The organism is Streptomyces sp. F001, from assembly GCF_004187715.1.
Classification (GTDB): domain Bacteria; phylum Actinomycetota; class Actinomycetes; order Streptomycetales; family Streptomycetaceae; genus Streptomyces; species Streptomyces flavusporus.
In genome coordinates this window covers 1-18406 of the sequence record NZ_QZWF01000019.1, presented here as the reverse complement: position 1 = coordinate 18406, position 18406 = coordinate 1, and the positions used below count along the sequence as shown (strand labels likewise).

At 71.5% G+C, this 18406-nt stretch carries 14 protein-coding genes; 9 read left to right on the top strand and 5 right to left on the bottom strand.

Annotated features, from left to right (window positions below; all coding sequences use genetic code 11):
• Positions 1-39 precede the first annotated feature (39 nt).
• Positions 40-999 (bottom strand): multicopper oxidase domain-containing protein, encoded by a 960-nt coding sequence (locus StrepF001_RS36085; protein ID WP_129802388.1) that lies wholly within the window; start codon positions 997-999, stop codon positions 40-42.
• 198 nt (positions 1000-1197) lie between these two features.
• Here StrepF001_RS36085 and StrepF001_RS36080 point away from each other — a divergent pair, with 198 nt between their 5' ends.
• Positions 1198-3687 carry a ThuA domain-containing protein gene (locus StrepF001_RS36080; protein ID WP_206307042.1) on the top strand — a complete coding sequence of 830 codons (2490 nt, stop codon included), beginning with the start codon at positions 1198-1200 and terminating at the stop codon, positions 3685-3687.
• A gap of 44 nt (positions 3688-3731) precedes the next feature.
• A complete protein-coding gene (locus StrepF001_RS36075; protein ID WP_206307052.1) occupies positions 3732-5894 on the top strand; it encodes a family 16 glycoside hydrolase in 2163 nt (720 codons plus the stop codon).
• On the opposite strand, the gene ligD is transcribed toward StrepF001_RS36075, so the two are convergent.
• Positions 5881-6906 carry a non-homologous end-joining DNA ligase gene (ligD, locus tag StrepF001_RS36070; protein ID WP_129802387.1) on the bottom strand — a complete coding sequence of 342 codons (1026 nt, stop codon included), beginning with the start codon at positions 6904-6906 and terminating at the stop codon, positions 5881-5883. The genes StrepF001_RS36075 and ligD overlap by 14 nt on opposite strands.
• Before the next feature lie 74 nt (positions 6907-6980).
• Between ligD and StrepF001_RS36065 the strand changes: the two genes are divergently transcribed.
• Positions 6981-8048 (top strand): ATP-dependent DNA ligase, encoded by a 1068-nt coding sequence (locus StrepF001_RS36065; RefSeq protein WP_129802458.1) that lies wholly within the window; start codon positions 6981-6983, stop codon positions 8046-8048.
• A gap of 33 nt (positions 8049-8081) precedes the next feature.
• Here StrepF001_RS36065 and StrepF001_RS36060 read toward each other — a convergent pair whose 3' ends face one another.
• Positions 8082-9272, bottom strand: a complete 1191-nt coding sequence (locus StrepF001_RS36060; RefSeq protein WP_129802386.1) for a zinc-dependent alcohol dehydrogenase — start codon at positions 9270-9272, stop codon at positions 8082-8084.
• 232 nt (positions 9273-9504) lie between these two features.
• Here StrepF001_RS36060 and StrepF001_RS36055 point away from each other — a divergent pair, with 232 nt between their 5' ends.
• Positions 9505-10497 carry a DUF3048 domain-containing protein gene (locus StrepF001_RS36055; RefSeq protein ID WP_129802457.1) on the top strand — a complete coding sequence of 331 codons (993 nt, stop codon included), beginning with the start codon at positions 9505-9507 and terminating at the stop codon, positions 10495-10497.
• On the opposite strand, the gene StrepF001_RS36050 is transcribed toward StrepF001_RS36055, so the two are convergent.
• A complete protein-coding gene (locus StrepF001_RS36050; RefSeq protein ID WP_129802385.1) occupies positions 10498-10962 on the bottom strand; it encodes a MarR family transcriptional regulator in 465 nt (154 codons plus the stop codon).
• Positions 10963-11202: 240 nt separating this feature from the next.
• Between StrepF001_RS36050 and pcaH the strand changes: the two genes are divergently transcribed.
• Genes pcaH through pcaD form a run of 4 tightly spaced genes read left to right on the top strand, consistent with a single transcriptional unit; the run spans position 11203 to position 15067 of the window.
• Complete coding sequence (pcaH, locus tag StrepF001_RS36045) at positions 11203-11976, top strand: protocatechuate 3,4-dioxygenase subunit beta (protein ID WP_129802384.1); 774 nt, start codon at positions 11203-11205, stop codon at positions 11974-11976.
• Between the two features lie 6 nt (positions 11977-11982).
• On the top strand, positions 11983-12588 hold the full coding sequence (pcaG, locus tag StrepF001_RS36040) for a protocatechuate 3,4-dioxygenase subunit alpha (protein WP_129802383.1): 606 nt from the start codon (positions 11983-11985) through the stop codon (positions 12586-12588).
• Positions 12585-13943 carry a 3-carboxy-cis,cis-muconate cycloisomerase gene (gene pcaB / locus StrepF001_RS36035; RefSeq protein WP_129802382.1) on the top strand — a complete coding sequence of 453 codons (1359 nt, stop codon included), beginning with the start codon at positions 12585-12587 and terminating at the stop codon, positions 13941-13943. The genes pcaG and pcaB overlap by 4 nt, the downstream gene beginning before the upstream one ends.
• Entirely contained in the window at positions 13940-15067 is a 1128-nt protein-coding gene (gene pcaD, locus StrepF001_RS36030; RefSeq protein ID WP_206307041.1) for a 3-oxoadipate enol-lactonase, read from the top strand. Before pcaB ends, pcaD begins: the two co-directional genes overlap by 4 nt.
• 23 nt (positions 15068-15090) lie before the next feature.
• On the opposite strand, the gene StrepF001_RS36025 is transcribed toward pcaD, so the two are convergent.
• Positions 15091-17769 (bottom strand): tetratricopeptide repeat protein, encoded by a 2679-nt coding sequence (locus tag StrepF001_RS36025; protein WP_129802381.1) that lies wholly within the window; start codon positions 17767-17769, stop codon positions 15091-15093.
• A 189-nt stretch (positions 17770-17958) separates the two neighbouring features.
• On the opposite strand from StrepF001_RS36025, the gene StrepF001_RS36020 reads away from it, so the two are divergent.
• On the top strand, positions 17959-18406 hold a 448-nt coding region (locus tag StrepF001_RS36020), incomplete at its 3' end, for an MFS transporter (RefSeq protein WP_165396477.1).

The window sequence follows — 18406 nt, the reverse complement described above, 5'->3', positions numbered from 1 at the left end:
CGCAGGCCGACGGGGAGGTGAGAGCGCTCTCGACAGCCGTCAGTGCCCGTGCGAAGAGTGGTCCGGTGCGTGTGCCGTATGGCCCGGAATGGTGCCGTCCGGCTTCTTCACCAGGAAGAGGCCGACCATCCCCATGTCGGAGTGGCTCTGCACGTGGCAGTGGTACATCCACGCGCCGGCGCCCACCCCCTCCCCCGCGATCACCTGGAAGCCGAAGGAGTCCGCAGGGCCCACGATCTTGTTGTCGATCACCTGGCTCGGGTCGTCGGGGCCGGTCAGCATGCCGGTGCGGTTGTCGGCCCAGCGGTGACCGTGCATGTGGAAGGTGTGGTAGTACTCGCCGTGCGTGATCATCACGAACTCGATGCGGTCGCCCACCGTGGCCTCGAAGTCGGGTCCGGTGGGCAGGTTGTTGATCGTCATGTCGTTGAAGACGATCGTGTAGGTGCGGTCCGGAAGGATGTCGCCCTTCCTGCGGACGATCACCGGCCCGTACAGCCCCTTCCGGATGCCGCCCGTCCCGTGCTCCGTGCCCACCACGTGGTCGTGGTAGTGCCAGTAGCCCGCGCTGCCCGCCCGCCAGGTGCCGTCCGGCCGGCGGCCGGGGGCATGGGTGCGCCAGGTGTAGGTGCGGGTGCCGCCCGGCTCGACGTGACTCCTGCTCAGTTTCGTGCCGTCGCTGGATATCTCGTAGTCCAGGCCGTGCACGTGCAGGCTCGCCGTCACATCCGTCGTGTTCTCGAACTCGATGTGCACCGTGTCGCCCTCGTTGAGCTCGATCAGCGGCCCCGGGATGGTCGCCTTGCCCTTCTCGAAGCCGTAACCCAGCTGTCCGTCGGCGAGCTTCTCGGCGTAGATCTTGAGGTGTCTCACCTCGCCGCCCGCCGGGGCCTTTCTGGCCGGTTCGGTGGCCGGTGTCGCCTCCGAGGCCACGGACAACGATGTCGCGACGGCCGCGCCGCCCAGGAGGACCCGCCGGTTGAAGCTACGTCTGTCCATGCCGAACTCCCCAATTCCGGTACGGAGTTCGAGACGTTAGCGGGACCCACGGCGTTTATCCACACCCAGGACAAAGTTCGTTCCGTTGCGGTCGTACCTATTGGCGAACCGTGCAAAGAGGTCTAGCTTCCTAGGCGCTGTTGCTGTGACCGACGAGGGGTGGGTGACCACATGCGGTCCACATCGCACCACAGACCCATGGGTTTACGAGAGTTGAGCAGAAAAAGGGCCGGAAGGCGTGCCTGGACGGCCGCCCTGACAGCCGGATTCGTCACTGCGGGCCTGCTCTCCGGCTCCGCAGCGGGCGCGCTCCCGGCGCCGGATCCGTCCCTGACAACGATGTCCGTCAAGTCGCTGCCCGGCGGCGCGAACGTGCGTGTGCTGATCTTCTACGGGTCCGCGGCACCCGGCGACGAGTCTCCGGTCGTGAACGCCGGTATCGAGGCGATCGAGCGGATCGGGCTGTCCGGTCCCGCCGGACAGCGCTTCAAGGTGGAGGCCACGGACGACGCCTCGGTCTTCACCAACGGGACCAGGCTGGGCCGTTACAACGCGATCGTGTTCCTCACCGGCGGCGGAGACGTCCTGGACGCGGAGCAGGAGGCGGGCCTGGAGACCTACATGGAGGCGGGCGGCGGGTTCGTCGGCATCCATGACGCGGCCCGCGCGGAGCCGTACTCCGACTGGTTCACCGGTCTGGTCGGGGCCCGCCCGGCCTCCTCCAGCCCGACGTCGGTACAGCGGGCGACTGTTGAGGTCGGCGACCGGCAGCATCCGGCCACCAAGGACCTTCCGGTGACCTGGAAGCGCCCCGACCAGTGGCCGAACTGGGTGAAGAACCCCTCGGGCGAGGTGCACACGGTGGCGCGGGTGCGCGAGTCGACGTACCAGCCCGGCGCGAGCGCCAACGGGTGGGACCACCCGATCAGCTGGTGCCGGGACTACGACGGCGGACGCTCCTTCTACACCGGTATGGGCGGCACGGTGTCGTCGTACGACGAGACCGACTTCCGGGGCCACCTGCGCGGTGCACTGCTGTGGACCACCCGCCTCGTGCAGGCCGACTGCAAGGCGACGATCAACGGCAACTACAAGGCGGAGCGGCTGACCAAGCCCAACCAGCCCGGCCAGAACGACCAGATCGGCGAGCCGCACGGACTGGTCACCGCCCCCGACGGCCGCGTCCTGTACATCGGGCGCGGCGGCGCCGACAGCTCGCAGCCCGTGATCACCGACTGGAACAACCCCGACATCGGCAAGGGCAAGGGCGAGATCCATGTCTACGACCCGAAGACCGGGCAGGTCACCCTGGCGGGCGCCTTGACGGTCTTCGGCAACAAGGGTGGCGGCGACGAGCTGGTCAAGGTCGAGGAGGGCCTGCTCGGTATCGAGCTGGACCCGCGCTTCGAGGAGAACGGCTGGGTGTATCTGCACTACACCCCGCACGCGCAGATCAACCGCGACACGCGGATGGCCGAGCGGCGCGTCTCCCGCTTCACACTCGACCTCGCCACGAACAAGCTCGATCTGAGCAGCGAGAAGGTGCTGCTCAAGTGGCCGGTGCAGATCCACAGTTGCTGTCATGCGGGCGGCGGGATGGCCTGGGACTCCAAGGGCAACCTGTACATCGCGACCGGCGACAACAACTCCAGCCGCTTCAGCGACGGCTACTCCGGCAACAACCCGGAGCCGAACTACAAGGGCGTGTCCTTCGCCGACGCGCGCCGCACCGCCGGCAACACCAACAACCTCAACGGCAAGATCCTGCGCATCCATCCGGAACCCGACGGGACGTACACGCTCCCCGAGGGCAACCTCTTCACCGGCCGGGAGACCGACGAGGGCGGCGGGAAGACGCGCGGCGAGATCTATGTGATGGGGGTCAGGAACCCGGCCCGCATCTTCGTCGACAAGACGACGGACATCCTGTACGCGGGCTGGGTCGGCCCGGACGCCTCGGCGCCGTCGACGACCTGGGGCCCGGCCAAGTACGACACCTTCGCCGCCATCACCAAGGCGAGCAACCGGGGCTGGCCGTACTGCATGGGCAACAAGCAGCCCTACCGGGACCGCAGTCTGCCGGATCCGTCGAAGCCGCTCGGCTGGTACGACTGCGACCACCCGAAGAACGAGTCCCCGAACAACGACGGTCTGGTCAACCTGCCGCCGGTCACCGGCAACAACATCTGGTACTCGCCCCAGGGCGGCGGCCCGGACTTCCCGCGCGACGCCAACGGGGTCCCCTCCTACAAGCAGGAGGAGTCGACGTACCGACTGCCCTGGCTCAAGGGCGGCGGGCAGGCCGCGATGAACGGGCCCGTCTACCGGTCCGCCGACGTCTCGGCCACCAGCGACGTCAAGTGGCCGGCCTACTGGGACGGCAAGTGGTTCGTCGGCGACTTCTACGACGCCGACCAGCCGCGCAACGCCGTGCTGATGGACCCGAAGACCCTGGGTGACGGCGGGCTGCCGGTGCACTCGGAGTCACTGAAGAAGATCGTGCCGGTCGGCAACGACGGCATCAAGAACCTCATGGACTGGAAGTTCGGTCCGGACGGAGCCCTGTACGTCCTCGACTACGGGCGCGGCTTCTTCACCTCGGACGCCAAGTCGGCGCTGTGGCGCGTGACGTACCAGGGCGGCGGGCCCACGCCGGCCGCCGACCAGCTGGCAAGGGGGGCGCAGTGAGACGCCAACGAAGAATCTGGACGGCCTTGCTGGCCGCCGTACTGATGATGCTGGGGCTGCAGTCCACCACGGCCACCGGACAGCCGGATCCGAGCCCGGACCGGGCCGCAGCCGACCAGGTCCTCACCTGGACCGCGGGCAACGCCATCGACAAGTACACGTCGGCGCCCGCGACGGCGGTGGCCGGCCCGGCGACGATCGTCTTCGAGAACAGCGTGGCCACCGGCAACACCACCGGAATGCCGCACACGCTGACGTTCGTCACCTCCGACCCCGAGTTCAACAGCGATGTCCAGCTGAACATCCTGGCCAACCCCAACGACGACCAGGGCGGCCGCCACACCGCCGAGGTCACGCTCACTCCGGGCCGCTACTTCTACCACTGCACGATCCCCGGCCACGGCCAGATGCAGGGGATCCTCGTGGTGACCGAGGGCAGCGGCGAGGACACCACGGCACCCGAGGCGTCCGCCCAGGTCAGCGGGGTACAGAACGCGCAGGGTGAGTACGTCGGTTCGGCGAGTGTGACGGTCGGGGCGACCGACGACACCGGAGGATCCGGCGTCGACCGGATCGAGTACGCGACCGGCGACACCGGCGCCTGGCAGCCGTACACCGCCCCGGTCGTCGTCGACCAGGTGGGCAGCCACAAGGTCCGCTACCGGGCGTTCGACAAGGCGGGCAACGTGTCCGCCGAGAAGAGCGTCGAGTTCACGGTCGTCCCCCCGCCGACGGACGACACGACACCGCCGCAGACCTCGGCGACGGTGAGCGGCGAGCAGAACCCCGACGGCAGCTACGTCGACATGGCCACGGTCACCGTCACCGCCTCCGACACCGGCTCCGGGGTCAACACCATCGAGTACGCAATCGGCGCGTCCGGCGCCTGGCAGCCGTACACCGGACCGGTGATGGTGCATCAGACCGGCACGCACACCGTCCGCTACCGCGCCACCGACAAGGCGGGCAACGCGGCAGCCGAGAAGAGCGTGGAGTTCACGGTGGTCGCCGCACCCGAGGAGGACACCACGCCGCCGGTGACGGGCGCGACCGTGGAAGGCACCCGGAACTCCGACGGGGCGTACGTGGCGAACGCCAAGGTCACCATCAGTGCGACGGACGGGGCGGGTTCGGGTGTCGCGAGCGTCGAGTACTCGCTCGACGGCGGGCCCTATCTCGCCTACACGGCGCCCCTGGTCGTCGACCGTGCGGGCCCGCACACCGTGGCGTACCGGGCGAGCGACAAGGCGGGCAACACCTCCGACGCCCGGACCGTCAGCTTCACGGTCGTGGCGGGCGGGGTGCCCGCGCCGCCCTGCCCCGAGTACGACGAACGGCTGACCGTCATCGTCGGCACGGTCGACTCGGGTGTGCCCAACCGGGTCACGAACAACCGGTGCCGGATCAACGAGCTGATCGAGGACGAGAAGGAGTGGACGTCCCACGCGCTGTTCCTCAAGCATGTGAAGACGGTCCTGGACAAGCTCCTCAAGGAAGGCGTCGTCGACCAGCGCGAGTACAACGCCATCACCAAGGCGGCCCGGCAGTCCGGCATCGGCAGGCCCGGCCAGACCGAGGGCTACCGCACGATCCTCGACGGCACCGCGGACTCCTTCGCCAAGTGGCAGCACGTGGGCGGCGGTTCCTTCGCGCTGAACGCCGACGGGTCGATCACCAGCGGCACCACGCAGGCGGGCCTCGGCATGCTGTGGTTCCCGCAGCGCAAGTACGGCGACTTCTCGCTCCGGCTCCAGTGGCGCGACGACGCTCCCGGCACGGGCAACGCCAACTCCGGTGTCTTCGTGCGCTTCCCGTACGTCCATGACCACCCGGAGGAGTCACGGCCGGAGTGGGTCGCCATCAAGTACGGGCACGAGGTGCAGGTGCTCGACCGGCCCGACGGCGACATGTACAAGACGGGGTCCGTCTACGGCTTCGACCGCGTGGGCCTGGCCGGCGCGGGCGTCACGCAGAAGGGCACCTGGAACGACTACGAGATCCGGGTGGTCGACCAGCACTACTCGGTCTACCGCAACGGCGTGCTGATCAACGAGTTCGACAACATCGGCGGCCAGGACTTCGTCCCGCCCCGCGCCGACGACCCCGGCACGGACGGGCGGCGGTTCGCCTCCGGCTACATCGGGCTCCAGGTGCACGGCACGACGGATGTGATCTCGTACCGGGACATCAGGATCAAGGAGTTGTAGGTCCCGCTCTGCGGGCTCTGCTCGGCTGTACCCGCTTGGGCTCCCCCGGCATCTTGGGGTAGTCGGGCGGGTACGGCAGATCGCCGAGCCCGTGATCGCGCTCGTCCCTGTCGGCGAGCTCCAACAGCGCCTCCAGCGAAAAACGGTGGTCGTCCATGTCCGCGTGCACATCGCCGAGTTCGGCGAAGCGCGCGGGCATGGTCGCGAGGTCGAAGTCCCGGGGGTGGGCGTCGCCGACCTCCTCCCAGCGCAGGGGCGCCGAGACGGGGGCGTGCGGGCGGGGGCGTACGGAGTAGGCGGAGGCGATCGTACGGTCCCGCGCCGCCTGGTTGTAGTCGATGAAGATCTTCTCGCCCCGCTCCTCCTTCCACCACTTGACCGTGACGTGCTCCGGCATGCGGCGTTCCATCTCCCGGCCGACCGCGATGGCGGCCCGGCGGACCTGGGTGAAGGTCCAGCGCGGCTCGATGGGGACGAACACATGCAGGCCGCGACCGCCGGAGGTCTTGGGGAAGCCCTGCAGACCGCCGAACTCGGCGAGAACGGCGCGCAGTTCATGGGCGGCGCGGACGGCGTCGTCGTAGTCGGTGCCGGGCTGCGGGTCGAGGTCGATGCGGAGTTCGTCGGGGCTGTCGACGTCGTCGCGGCGCACCGGCCACGGATGGAAGGTGAGGGTGCCGAACTGGGCGGCCCACAGGACGGCGGCCTCCTCGGTGGGGCACATCTCGTCGGCGCTGCGGCCGCTGGGGAAGGTGATGTGGGCGGTGGGGATCCAGTCGGGCATGCTCTTGGGCGCCCGCTTCTGGAAGAAGGACTCGCCGGTGACGCCGTCCGGGTAGCGCTCCAGGGTGGTGGGGCGGTTGCGCAGGGCGCGCAGGATGCCGGGGCCGACGGCCTGGTAGTAGCGGGCGAGGTCCAGCTTGGTGAAGCCGCGCTCCGGGAAGAACACCTTGTCGGGGCTGGACAGCCGTACGGTCCGGCCGCCCGCCCGGAGTTCCACCGCTTCGCCCATGCGAGCCACGGTAGGCCCCGCCCGGGTCCCGCGCACACCGGGCGCACGACGCCCGCGTGGCGCAGAATCCAACCATGGATCTGCCGGTGATGCCGCCCGTCAAGCCGATGCTCGCCAAGTCCGTGGCGAAGATCCCCGAGGGCATGCACTACGAGGCCAAGTGGGACGGGTTCCGGGCGATCGTGTTCCGCGACGGGGACGAGGTGGAGCTCGTCAGCCGGACCACCAAGCCGTTGACCAGGTATTTCCCAGAGCTGGTGGCGGCGTTGAAGGAGCGGCTGCCGGAGCGCTGTGTGCTGGACGGGGAGATCGTGATCGCGCGGGAGGGGCGGCTCGACTTCGACGCGCTCACCGAGCGCATCCACCCGGCCGGCTCCCGGGTGCGGATGCTGGCGGAGACGACACCGGCCTCTTTCGTCGCCTTCGACCTGCTGGCACTGGCCGACGAGTCGCTCCTCGACAAGCCCCTGGGTGACCGGCGTGCGCTGCTGGTCATGGCGCTGTCCGGGGTGCGGGCCCCGGTGCACGTGGCGCCGGCGACCACCGACATCGAGGTGGCGCGGCAGTGGTTCCGGCAGTACGAGGGAGCGGGCCTGGACGGAGTGATCGCCAAGCCGCTCACGCTGCGCTATCTCCAGGACGAGCGGGCCATGTACAAGGTCAAGCACGAGCGCACGGCGGACGTCGTCGTCGCGGGGTACCGCCTGCACAAGAGCGGCCCGGTCGTCGGCTCCCTGCTGCTCGGCCTGTACGACGACCGGGGCACGCTCCAGCACGTGGGCGTGTCCGCGGCGTTCTCCATGGAGCGGCGCGCCGAACTGGTGGAGGAGCTGGAACCGCTGCGCATGGACGTCTCGGGGCATCCGTGGGCGGCCTGGGCCGAGGAGGAGGCGCACGAGGCGGCGCGGCTGCCGGGCGCGCCGAGCCGCTGGGCGGGCAAGAAGGACCTGTCCTGGGTGCCGCTCAGGCCGGAGCGGGTGTGCGAGGTGGCGTACGACCACATGGAGAACGGGGTGCGTTTCCGGCACACGGCCCGCTTCCGCCGCTGGCGCCCGGACCGGACGCCGGAGAGCTGCACCTACGCCCAGCTGGAGGAGCCGGTGCGCTACGACCTCGCGGAGATCTTCGCGCCCCAGGCCTGAGCCGCCCCAGGCCTGAGCCGCCCCAGGCCCGAGTCAGGGCCGCATCAGCACCTTCACGGCACCGTCCCGCTTGTGCTGGAACATGTCGTACGCCTGCGGCGCCTCGTCGAGCGGCAGCCGGTGGGTGGCGAAGTCGTCGACACCGAGCGGGTCCTCGTCGGTCAGATAGGGCAGGATCTCGTCGCTCCAGCGGCGTACGTTGGCCTGGCCCATCCGGATCTGGAGCTGCTTGTCGAACATGGTGAGCATCGGCAGCGGGTCGGCGGTGCCGCCGTACACGCCGACGAGGGACAGGGTGCCGCCGCGGCGCACCAGCTCGATGGCGGTGTGCAGGGCGGCGAGCCGGTCGACGCTGAAGCGTTCGGCGAGCGGGCCGCTCAGTTTCCGGGGCAGCATCGTGGAGGCCTGCTGGGCGAGCCGGGCCGCCAGGCTGCCGTGCGCCTCGGTGCCGACCGCGTCGATCACGGCGTCGGGGCCGCGGCCGTCGGTCTGGTCACGGATCGCGGCGACGAGCTCCTTCTCGCTGTCGAAGACCCTGAGGTCGAACGTCTCCACGCCGTGCGCCCGCGCCCGCCGCAGCCGGTCGCTGACCAGGTCCACCCCGAACACCCGCCCGGCGCCCCGGACCTGGGCGACCCGGCAGGCCATGTCCCCGATCGGGCCGAGCCCGAGCACCGCGACGCTGCCGCCCTGGGCCAGGTCCGCGTAGGAGACCGCCTGCCAGGCGGTGGGCAGGACGTCGGAGAGGTAGACGAACCGGTCGTCGGGCGGGCCTTCCGGCACCTTGATCGGGCCGTACTGGGCCTGCGGGACCCGCAGGTACTCGGCCTGGCCGCCCGGTACCGCACCGTACAGACGGGTGTAGCCGAACAGGGCGGCGCCCATGCCCTCGCCGGACACCTGGGTGGTCTCGCACTGGGTGGGCAGCGAGTTGAGGCACATCCAGCAACTGCCGCAGGCGATCTGGAACGGCACGACGACCCGGTCGCCCGCCGCCAGGTCCGGTACGCCGGGCCCGACCTCCTCGACGATGCCCATGGGCTCGTGGCCGAGGATGTCGCCCGGCGTCATGAACGGTGTGAGCACCTCGTACAGATGCAGGTCGGAGCCGCACAGCCCGGTCGAGGTGATACGGATGACGGCGTCGGTCGGCTCCTCGATCCGCGGATCGGGCACGTTCTCCACCCGGACGTCCCGCTTGCCCTGCCATGTCACAGCCCTCATCGCCCCGCGCTCCCTCCGTCGCCTCCACGGTTGCCCGTCCTGCGGTGCCGCCCGGGTACCCGGGCCACCCGTGTCGAACCGCGCGGCCCCGCCTGGGCCGATCGGAGTACTCACTGCGAGCCGTTGGCGCATCTCGCACCGCCGAGTGACCGGATCTGCTCAGGTATGGCGAGCGATGAGCCGATAAGCGCACAATCAGGGACGCGGGAGTGGGTGGGTGGCGACGGTGGGCATGGAGCGCAGGGCGCGGGTGCGGCGTGCCGCCAGGACGGCGGTGCTGCTGGCCGCGGCGATGACGGCCGTCCTGACAGCAGGCTGCACGAACGGCGGCGGACCACCGCCCGACGACCGGCCGCCGCCCGTGCCGGAGCCGGAGCCGGTGCCGAGCCCGGAGGACAGTGACATCGGCGATGTCGGTTCGGTGCTCGCCGTGAAGATCGACAACGCGCGCAGGGCGCGGCCGCACACCGGCCTGGGCGAAGCGGACATCGTGTACGTCGAGCAGGTCGAGGGCGGGCTGAGCCGGCTGATGGCGGTGTACGCGACCAGGCTGCCGGAGACCGTCGGGCCGGTGCGCAGCGCCCGCGAGAGCGATCTGGAACTGCTGCGCCAGTTCGGCCGGCCCACGCTCGCCTTCTCCGGCGCACAGCGCAAGCTGCTGCCGCTGATCGACCGGGCGCCGCTGCGCGCCGAGCCGCCCGACCGCACGCCCGGCGCCTACTACCGCGCCAAGGAAAGGCCCGCCCCGCACAACCTGTATCTGCGCCCGCTGCGACTGCTGCCCTCGGCTCCGGGTCCGGACGCTCTCGCCCCCGGCTTCACCTACGGCGCCCCGCCGGCCGGCGGCACGGCGGAGACGACCCGGACGGTGCGCTACCCGGCGGCCCGCTTCACCTTCACCTGGTCCGAGGACCACGACCGCTATCTGGTCGCGATGGACGGGACGGCCATGGTGACGACCGACGGCGCGCGGGTGGCTCCCGCGACGGTCGTCGTGCAGTACGTGCGGCTGCGCCCGTCCGAGTACTTCGACTCCCGGGGCAACAACACGCCGTACACCGAGACCGTCGGCTCGGGGAAGGCGACGGTGCTGCGTGACGGGAGGGCGTACGACGTGCACTGGAAGCGCGCGTCGGCCGACGACGACACCCGGTTCACGACCGAGCGGGGCGCGCCGGTGAACTTCGCCACGGGCCAGGTGTGGGTGGTGCTGGCAAAGGCCTGATCAGGGCTGGGCGACGAAGGGTTCCACGGGGTTGCGGAGCTCCTCGACGGCGTCCGAGACCCGGCGGAGGAGACCGAGGAACTGGGTCTGCTCGGCGGCGGAGAGCGGAGCCAGGAAGACCTGGTTCATCCGGGCCGTGCGCACCGACAGCTTGCGATGGGTGCGCAGGCCCTCCTCGGTCAGGCACAGCAGGAAGCGGCGGCCGTCCTGCGGGTCGCGGACCTTGTCCAGCAGCCCCCGGCGGCCGAGCCGGCTGATCACCTCGGCGGTGGTGGACCGGTCGAGCCCCACCCGCTCCCCCACCGTGCGCTGGTCCAGGTCCGGCTCGTCGACGAGGGCGTTGAGGACGGCGAACTGCGGCGAGGTGATCTCCTCGGAGACCATCGTGTTCCACAGCAGGTGGTGCGCCTGCTGCAATCGCCGGGCCAGGTGCCCGGGGTGGTTGGCGAGGTCCACCGCGGCCATGTCCGCTCCCCGTGGTCGATTCGGTCAGTGCACTGACGATATCGCGCCATGGTGCGCCTGTCTTCAGCAGGCCGGTCATCGAGCGGAGCGTAGCCTCAGGTCTTGACGTCGGCGGACACGAGTGGAAACGTGAAGGAAAGTTCACTGAATTGCTCAGTGCCCTGAGCAATGGAGATCGGAAGAGATGGGGCTTGTCGATCACCGTCAGGACCGCTGCGAAGCTCGAACAGTAGGAACCTCATGGCTCTCACCCAGCACGACATCGACCAGGAGATCGCGGCCGAGCACGCCGCGTACGAGAAGCGGGTCGCCGACGGCGGTCCCGTCGAGCACCATCCGCGCCGCGACTACGCCCCGTACCGCTCCTCGCTGCTGCGGCACCCCAAGCAGCCGTTGGTCGCGATAGACGTGGCCAGGGATCCGGAGCTGGTGGAGCTGGCCTCCCCCGCCTTCGGCGAGCGGGACATCACCGAGATCGACAACGACCTGACGCGGCAGCACACCGGCGAGCCGATCGGCGAGCGCATCACCGTCTCCGGCCGGCTGCTGGACCGGGGCGGTCGCCCGATCCGGGGCCAGCTGATCGAGATCTGGCAGGCCAACTCGGCGGGCCGGTACGCCCACCGGCGCGAGCAGCACGACGCCCCGCTGGACCCCAACTTCACGGGTGTCGGCCGCACGCTGACCGACGACAGCGGCTGCTACACATTCACCACCGTTCAGCCGGGCCCTTACCCGTGGCGCCAGCACCTCAACGCCTGGCGGCCGGCCCACATCCACTTCTCGCTGTTCGGTACGGCGTTCACCCAGCGGCTCGTGACGCAGATGTACTTTCCGAACGACCCGCTGTTCCCGTACGACCCGATCATCCAGTCGGTGACGGACGACGCGGCCCGGCAGCGGCTGGTCGCGACGTACGACCACAGCCTGTCGGTCCCGGAGTTCTCGATGGGCTACCACTGGGACATCGTGCTCGACGGGCCGAACGCCACCTGGCTCGAGGAAGGGCGCTGACCTGCCATGACGAAGATCGACACGAGCCGCCCGGAGACCGTGCTCCCCACTCCGTCGCACACGGTGGGCCCCTTCTACGGCCACGCCCTGCCCTTCCCCGGCGGCGGCGACATCGCCCCGGTCGGCCACCCGGACACCATCGCCCTGCAGGGTTACGTGCTCGACGGCGAGGGCAAGCCGCTGCCGGACGCGTTCGTGGAGCTGTGGGGCCCCGACCCGGACGGCGACCTGCCGCAGGTCGACGGATCGATGCGGCGCGACCCGGCCGGCGGCGGCTTCCTGGGGCGCAACGGGGTGGAGTTCACCGGCTGGGGCCGCATCCAGACCGACGTCAACGGTCACTGGACCGCGCGCACGCTGCGGCCCGGGGCACGCGGGCAGAGCGCACCGTACCTCAGCGTGTGTGTCTTCGCGCGCGGGCTGCTCGTTCACCTGTTCACCCGGATCTACCTGCCGGGCGACGATGCCGCGCTCGCCGCGGACCCGCTGCTGTCCCAGCTGCCCGAGGCGCGCCGCGACACGCTGATCGCCCGCGCGGACGGCGACGGCACCTACCGTTTCGACATCCGCCTTCAGGGCGAAGGCGAGACGGTCTTCCTGGAGTTCCGGTGACTCACCCACCCTTCGGGCGGGAGGTGCCCCCAGCCGTTCCCGAACCCGGCCTGCTCGCCCCTGGGTGGGCAGGCTCCCCTGCCGCGTCCGCGACGAGCGACACCGCATACCTCCAGGCGCTGCTCGACGCGGAGGCCGCCCTGACCCGCGCACAGGCCTCGCTGGGACTGGCCACGGCCGAGGCCGCCACGGCCGTGACCGAGGCGGCCCACGCCGACCGCTTCGACGTACGGTCGCTGGCGGAGCGCGCCCGCGGGGGCGGCAACCCGGTCATCCCGCTGGTCGCCGACCTGACGAAGGCGGTCGGTGCGGAGTACGGGCCGTATGTCCATCGGGGTGCGACCAGCCAGGACATCATGGACACGGCGACGATGCTGGTCGCGACGCGCGCCCTGGACCTCGTCCTGGCCGATCTCGCCCGCGTGGAGCGGGCGCTGGCCCGGCTGGCCGCCGAGCACCGCGACACCGTGATGCCCGGACGCACCCTCACCCAGCACGCCGTCCCGACGACGTTCGGGCTGAAGGCGGCCGGCTGGCGGTCGCTGGTACTGGACGCACGGGACCGGGTGGCGGCCGTACGGGACGGGCTGCCCGCTCAACTCGGCGGGGCGGCCGGGACGTTGGCGGCGTTCGGCGCGTACGGGGTGAGCGAGCCGACCGCCCTGCCGGCGGCGTACGCCCGCGAACTCGGCCTGCGGCCACCGGTCCTGCCCTGGCACACGCTGCGCACGCCGATCGCCGACCTCGCCGGATGTCTGGCCTTCACGGCCGGGGCGCTCGGCAAGATCGCCGTGGATGTGCTCACCCTGTCCCGCACCGAGATCGCCGAGGTCACGGAGAGCGGTGGCGGGGGTTCGTCGGCGATGCCGCACAAGGCCAATCCCGTACGGTCCACCCTGATCGCCGCCGCAGCGCGGCGCGCACCGCAGCTCGCAGCCACGCTCTACGGGGCGCCGGCCGCCGAGGACGAGCGGCCGGCCGGGGCCTGGCACGCGGAGTGGGAGCCGCTGCGGGATCTGCTGCGACTGACCGGTGGGGCCGCACGCGACGCCGCCGACCTGGCCGAGGGGCTGCGGGTCCACCCGGACGTCATGCGGGAGCATCTGGATCTCACGCACGGACTGATCGTCTCGGAGCGGCTGTCCGCCGAACTGGCTCCGCTGCTGGGGCGGGCCCGAGCGAAGGAGCTGCTCACGCGGCTCGCCGGGCGCACGTCCACCGAAGGACGCCCGCTCGCCGAACTCCTCGCCGAGGAGCCTGAGTTGAAGGGAACCGACCTGCGCGAGCTCACCGACCCCACCCACTACACCGGCTCCGCCGGCACCCTCACCGACCTTTCTCTGGAGCGACGTTGATCGGGAAACTCCTCAACCACCGGGCCGAGGGCCCCGCTTCGGCTCCCCCACTGCTGCTCGGGCCGTCGCTGGGCACCTCCCACGCCCTGTGGGACAGGGTCGCGCCCGAGCTGTCCGTCACCCACCGGGTGGTCCGCTGGGACCTGCCGGGACACGGAGGTTCGGCGGCGGAACTGATCGGGCCCGGCGCCACCGTCGGTGACCTCGCCGACCTGGTGCTCGCGCTCGCCGACTCGCTCGGTGTCGAGCGGTTCGCGTACGCCGGTGTGTCGCTGGGCGGTGCGGTGGGCCTGCAGCTGGCGGTGCATCACCCGGAGCGGGTGTCGTCCCTGGCCGTGATCTGCTCGTCGGCCCACTTCAACGGTGCGCAGCCGTGGGAGGAGCGGGCCGCGCTGGTGCGCCGCGAGGGACTGGCCTCGCTCGCCGAGGGCGCGGCCGCCCGCTGGTTCACACCGGGGTTCACCGTGCCCCGGCTGGTCCAGGACCACCGGGACGCCGACCCGGCGGCGTACGCGGCCTGCTGTGACGCGCTCGCCGCCTTCGACCTGCGGGACCGGCTCGCGCAGATCTCCGCGCCCACGCTGCTGATCGCCGGGCGGGACGATCCGGCGACGCCGCCCGCGCATCTGCGGGAGATCGCGGACGCCGTGCCGGGAGCCGCGCTCGTGGAGATCCCGGGGGCTTCGCATCTGGCGCCCGCGCAATGCCCCGAGGCGGTTCTGACCGCCCTGCGGGCGCACTTCGACGGAGCCGCCCGACGCGGCATGGAGGTCCGCCGGGAGGTGCTCGGCGACGCCCACGTCGACCGGGCGCAGGCACGGCAGACCCCTTTCACGGCCCGCTTCCAGGACTTCATCTCGCGCTACGCCTGGGGCGAGATCTGGACCGACCCGACGCTCTCCCGCCGCGAGCGCAGCATGATCACGCTGACCGCGCTGGTCGCGCACGGCCACTACGAGGAGCTGGCCATGCATGTGCGGGCGGCCCGCCGGGGCGGGCTCACGCCCGAGGAGATCGGGGCCGTGCTGCTGCAGACGGCGGTGTACTGCGGGGTGCCGGCGGCGAACTCGGCGTTCGCGACGGCCCAGCGGGTGCTGGCGGAGGAGGACGGCACAGCACAGTGACCCTGCTGGTCGTAACGCCGTAGCTACCCCTCCAGCTCCGCCAGCCCCTGCCGCGCCTGCATCGCCAGGCCGTCCGCCCCGCACGAGCGGGCCAGCGTCAGACCCCGGTTGAGCTCGGACGTGGAGCGGGCGGCGAGGCCGTACTCGATGCGGGCGGCGGCGTGTTCGTACTGGCAGGGTGAGGCCTCCAGGTAGGTGACGGCCTGCGCGGCGAGCCGTACCTTGCGCTGGCCGGTCTCCAGGGCGGCGGCGCAGCGCAGGGCCTCGCCGATGGCGGTGTCGGTGCCGAACCGCTCGGCCTGGCGGCGGGCGTCGGCGGCGAGCCGCCCTGCGCGGGCCGGGTCCTCGGTGGCGAGGGCGAGAGCGAGGTCGACGGTCCAGGGGGCCAGCACCGGGTTGTGGCCGCCACGAGCGGCCGCCGCCTTCTCGGCCGCCTCCAGTTCGTTGACGCCATCCTCGGTGCGGCCCACGGCGAGCAGCAGCCGGCCGCGCACGGAACGGGTGTCGGGCAGCACGATGGTCGACGGGTAGGGCGGGGCGAAGCCGTACGTCTCGGCCGTCGTCCAGGCCTCCTCGACATGGCCGCGGGCCAGCAGGGTGTCGACGAGTCCGCAGGTCGCCGACCAGTACAGGGGCAGCCCGCGCCCGACCCGTTCGGCCAGCCGCAGCGACTCGCGCAGCACGGTCTCGGCGTCCTTCAGCCGGCCCTGGCGGCGGAAGGCGAGGCCCAGGAAGGCGTTGGCCAGGGCGAGGTGGCCGCCGCTCCAGCCGGCCGTGGTGTAGGTGCGCAGCGCCTCGGCGAAGAGGTTCTCCGCGCGGTCGAGCCGGTCGGCGTAGGCGTAGGAACTGCCCAGCATCATCAGCAGTTCGACGCCCCACTGGGTGTCGGTCCAGCCGAGGCCGGGCGCGAGCCGGCCGTTGACGAGGGCCCGGTCGCACAGCTCGACGACCTCCTCGGCACTCTCGCCGTGGGTCATGGCGTCGAAGGCGCGCAGGATGAGCAGGGCACGTTCGGAGTTGTCCCGGCCGGTACAGGTGCGGGCCAGCTCGGCGAGGCGCTGGGAGCGGCCGGGGGTGGCGGCCTCGCCCGCGTAGATGCCCTCCCACATGTACTGCACGGCCCGCAGCCGCATCCGGGCGGGGCCCTCCTCGTGCCGGGCGGCCTCGGCCTCGACGGTGCGGACGGCCTGTTCCAGCTGGTCGTTGTGGAGCAGGGCCTGGGAGAGGCGGAAGACGGCGTCGACGCGGGCGGGACCGTCGAGGCCGGGCATGGCGAGTGCGGCCCCCAGGTGGCCGATGGTGGTGGCGGGCGCGGTCAGCAGGCCGGCGCAGCCCAGCTCGTAGAGCACGCGCGCGTGGACCTCGGGCCGGGGCGGCTCCTCGAGGGCGCGTTCGAGGCAGCGGCGGGCGGCTTCCGGGGCGCCGACGGCGAGGTGCTCGCGGGCGGCCTCGCGCAGTTGGTCGACGAGTTCGGCGTCGTCGTCCGGGTGGACCTGGAGCAGGTGGCGGGAGGCGGCCGCGGCGCCGAGTCCGGAGTCGGTGACGATCTGGGCGGCGATGCCGTGCATGGCGGTGCGCAGGGCGTCCGGGATGGAGTTGTAGACGGCGGTGGCGATCAGCGGATGGACGAACTCCAGGTCGCCGCCGCCGGGCCGGGTGTTCGCCGGGTCGGGGGCGGTGAGGATACGGGCGCTGCGCAGCAGTTCGGCGCAGCGCACCGCGTCGTCGTGGCCCATGGTGGCGAGTTGGGCGACCAGGTCGACGGAGATGCCGGTACCGAGGATGGCGGCCGCCCAGGCGAACCGGGTGGCGTCGATGCCGAGCCCTTCCAGGCGGGCGACCAGGCCGCCGCCGCGGGCCGAGCGGTTCAGGGCGCGCAGTTCGCCGGCCGAGGGCTCGGTCGGCTCCAGCTCGCTGTCCTGCACCTTGGCGAGGAGTTCGACGGTCTCGTAGGGGTTGCCGCCGGTGACGGCCCAGACCTCGCGGCAGAACGGGGCGTCGGCGTGCTGGCCGACGGTGGTGCGGGTGAGTCCGGCGGTGGCGTCCGGGGTCAGGGCGCTCAGCGTGGTCTCGGGACGGCTCCCGGCGGCGGCCACCGCGTCCAGGTGGCGGGCGCTCTCACCGCCGGCCTCGCCCGGCCGGCGGGCCACCACGACCAGCACGGACAGATCGTGCAGCCGCTCGGCGAACGCGGCCAGCCACTGCAGGGTCTCCTGGTCGGCCCAGTGGGCGTCGTCGATCAGCAGCACCAGCGGCCATTCCCGCCTGGCCAGCCGGCGCACGGCGGCGACGAGTCCGTCGCACACGCCCTGCGGGTCGGCCTGCCGCCCGCCGGGGTCCGCTATGCCGAGGGCGGGGCCGGCGATGTCGTACCAGTCGCCGAGGTACTCGCGGGCCTCCTCGGGCAGCAGCGACACGAGGGCGGGCTGGAGCAGTTGTCGTACGACGTTGAAGGGGACGGACCTGAGGGTCTCGCCGCCGCGGGCCGACCACACCGTGCAGCCGCGTTCCTCGGCGATGCGGCGGGTCTCGGCGAGCAGCGCGGTCTTGCCGAGTCCGGCCTCCCCCCGGAACATCAGCAGGCCACCCGAGGACGAGCGGTCGGCGCAGAGTGTGTCGACCGCCCGGGTGACGGCGGCGACTTCGTGGTCGCGCTCCCACAGGGATCCCGAGGCGGCCGCCGTCGGCCCTACCTCCGTCATCCCGCTACCTCCCCAAGTCGCCCGAACGACGTACAGGCCCGAGCGTAGCCGTCCCGTTGCCCGAGCGGTGGCCTGTCGGGCGACCTGTTGCCGTGTCGGGTGACACCGAGTGCCGCCGGCACGGACGGTCGACGCGAAGGTTCCGTGTCCGGCTCCCCTGTGAGTCACCGACCGTCAATACTCTTGGGAATGAAGGCGACTTTCCAGGATCAGGGCACGGTTCGGTCCCGGCGGGCCCTGGTCGCGGGATCGGTGGGCAACTTCATCGAGTGGTACGAGTTCGGCGTCTACGGTTACTTCGCCACGATCATCGCGGCGCGCTTCTTCACCCCCGAGGGCGGCAGCGAGGTCGAGGCGCTGGTGAAGACGTACGCGTCGTTCGCGCTGGCGTTCTTCTTCCGGCCCGTCGGCGCGGCGCTGTTCGGGCGGCTGGGCGACCGGATCGGCCGCCGCCCGGTGCTGATCCTGGTGATCGGGCTGATGACGGGCGCGACGACACTGATCGGCGTGCTGCCGACGTATGAGACGGCCGGCGCTCTGGCGCCCTGGCTGCTCACCTTCCTGAGGGCGCTTCAGGGGCTCTCCGCGGGCGGGGAGTTCGGTGGGGCGGTGGCGGTGATGACGGAGTTCGCTCCGC

Coding starts and splice junctions, on each gene's coding strand:
- StrepF001_RS36055 (WP_129802457.1), top strand. CDS start 9,505: ATGGAGCGCAGGGCGCGGGTGCGGCGTGCCGCCAGGACGGCGGTGCTG.
- ligD (WP_129802387.1), bottom strand. CDS start 6,906: ATGGGCGAAGCGGTGGAACTCCGGGCGGGCGGCCGGACCGTACGGCTG.
- StrepF001_RS36080 (WP_206307042.1), top strand. CDS start 1,198: ATGGGTTTACGAGAGTTGAGCAGAAAAAGGGCCGGAAGGCGTGCCTGG.
- StrepF001_RS36025 (WP_129802381.1), bottom strand. CDS start 17,769: ATGACGGAGGTAGGGCCGACGGCGGCCGCCTCGGGATCCCTGTGGGAG.
- pcaG (WP_129802383.1), top strand. CDS start 11,983: ATGACGAAGATCGACACGAGCCGCCCGGAGACCGTGCTCCCCACTCCG.
- StrepF001_RS36065 (WP_129802458.1), top strand. CDS start 6,981: ATGGATCTGCCGGTGATGCCGCCCGTCAAGCCGATGCTCGCCAAGTCC.
- pcaH (WP_129802384.1), top strand. CDS start 11,203: ATGGCTCTCACCCAGCACGACATCGACCAGGAGATCGCGGCCGAGCAC.
- StrepF001_RS36075 (WP_206307052.1), top strand. CDS start 3,732: ATGATGCTGGGGCTGCAGTCCACCACGGCCACCGGACAGCCGGATCCG.
- StrepF001_RS36085 (WP_129802388.1), bottom strand. CDS start 999: ATGGACAGACGTAGCTTCAACCGGCGGGTCCTCCTGGGCGGCGCGGCC.
- StrepF001_RS36050 (WP_129802385.1), bottom strand. CDS start 10,962: ATGGCCGCGGTGGACCTCGCCAACCACCCCGGGCACCTGGCCCGGCGA.
- StrepF001_RS36060 (WP_129802386.1), bottom strand. CDS start 9,272: ATGAGGGCTGTGACATGGCAGGGCAAGCGGGACGTCCGGGTGGAGAAC.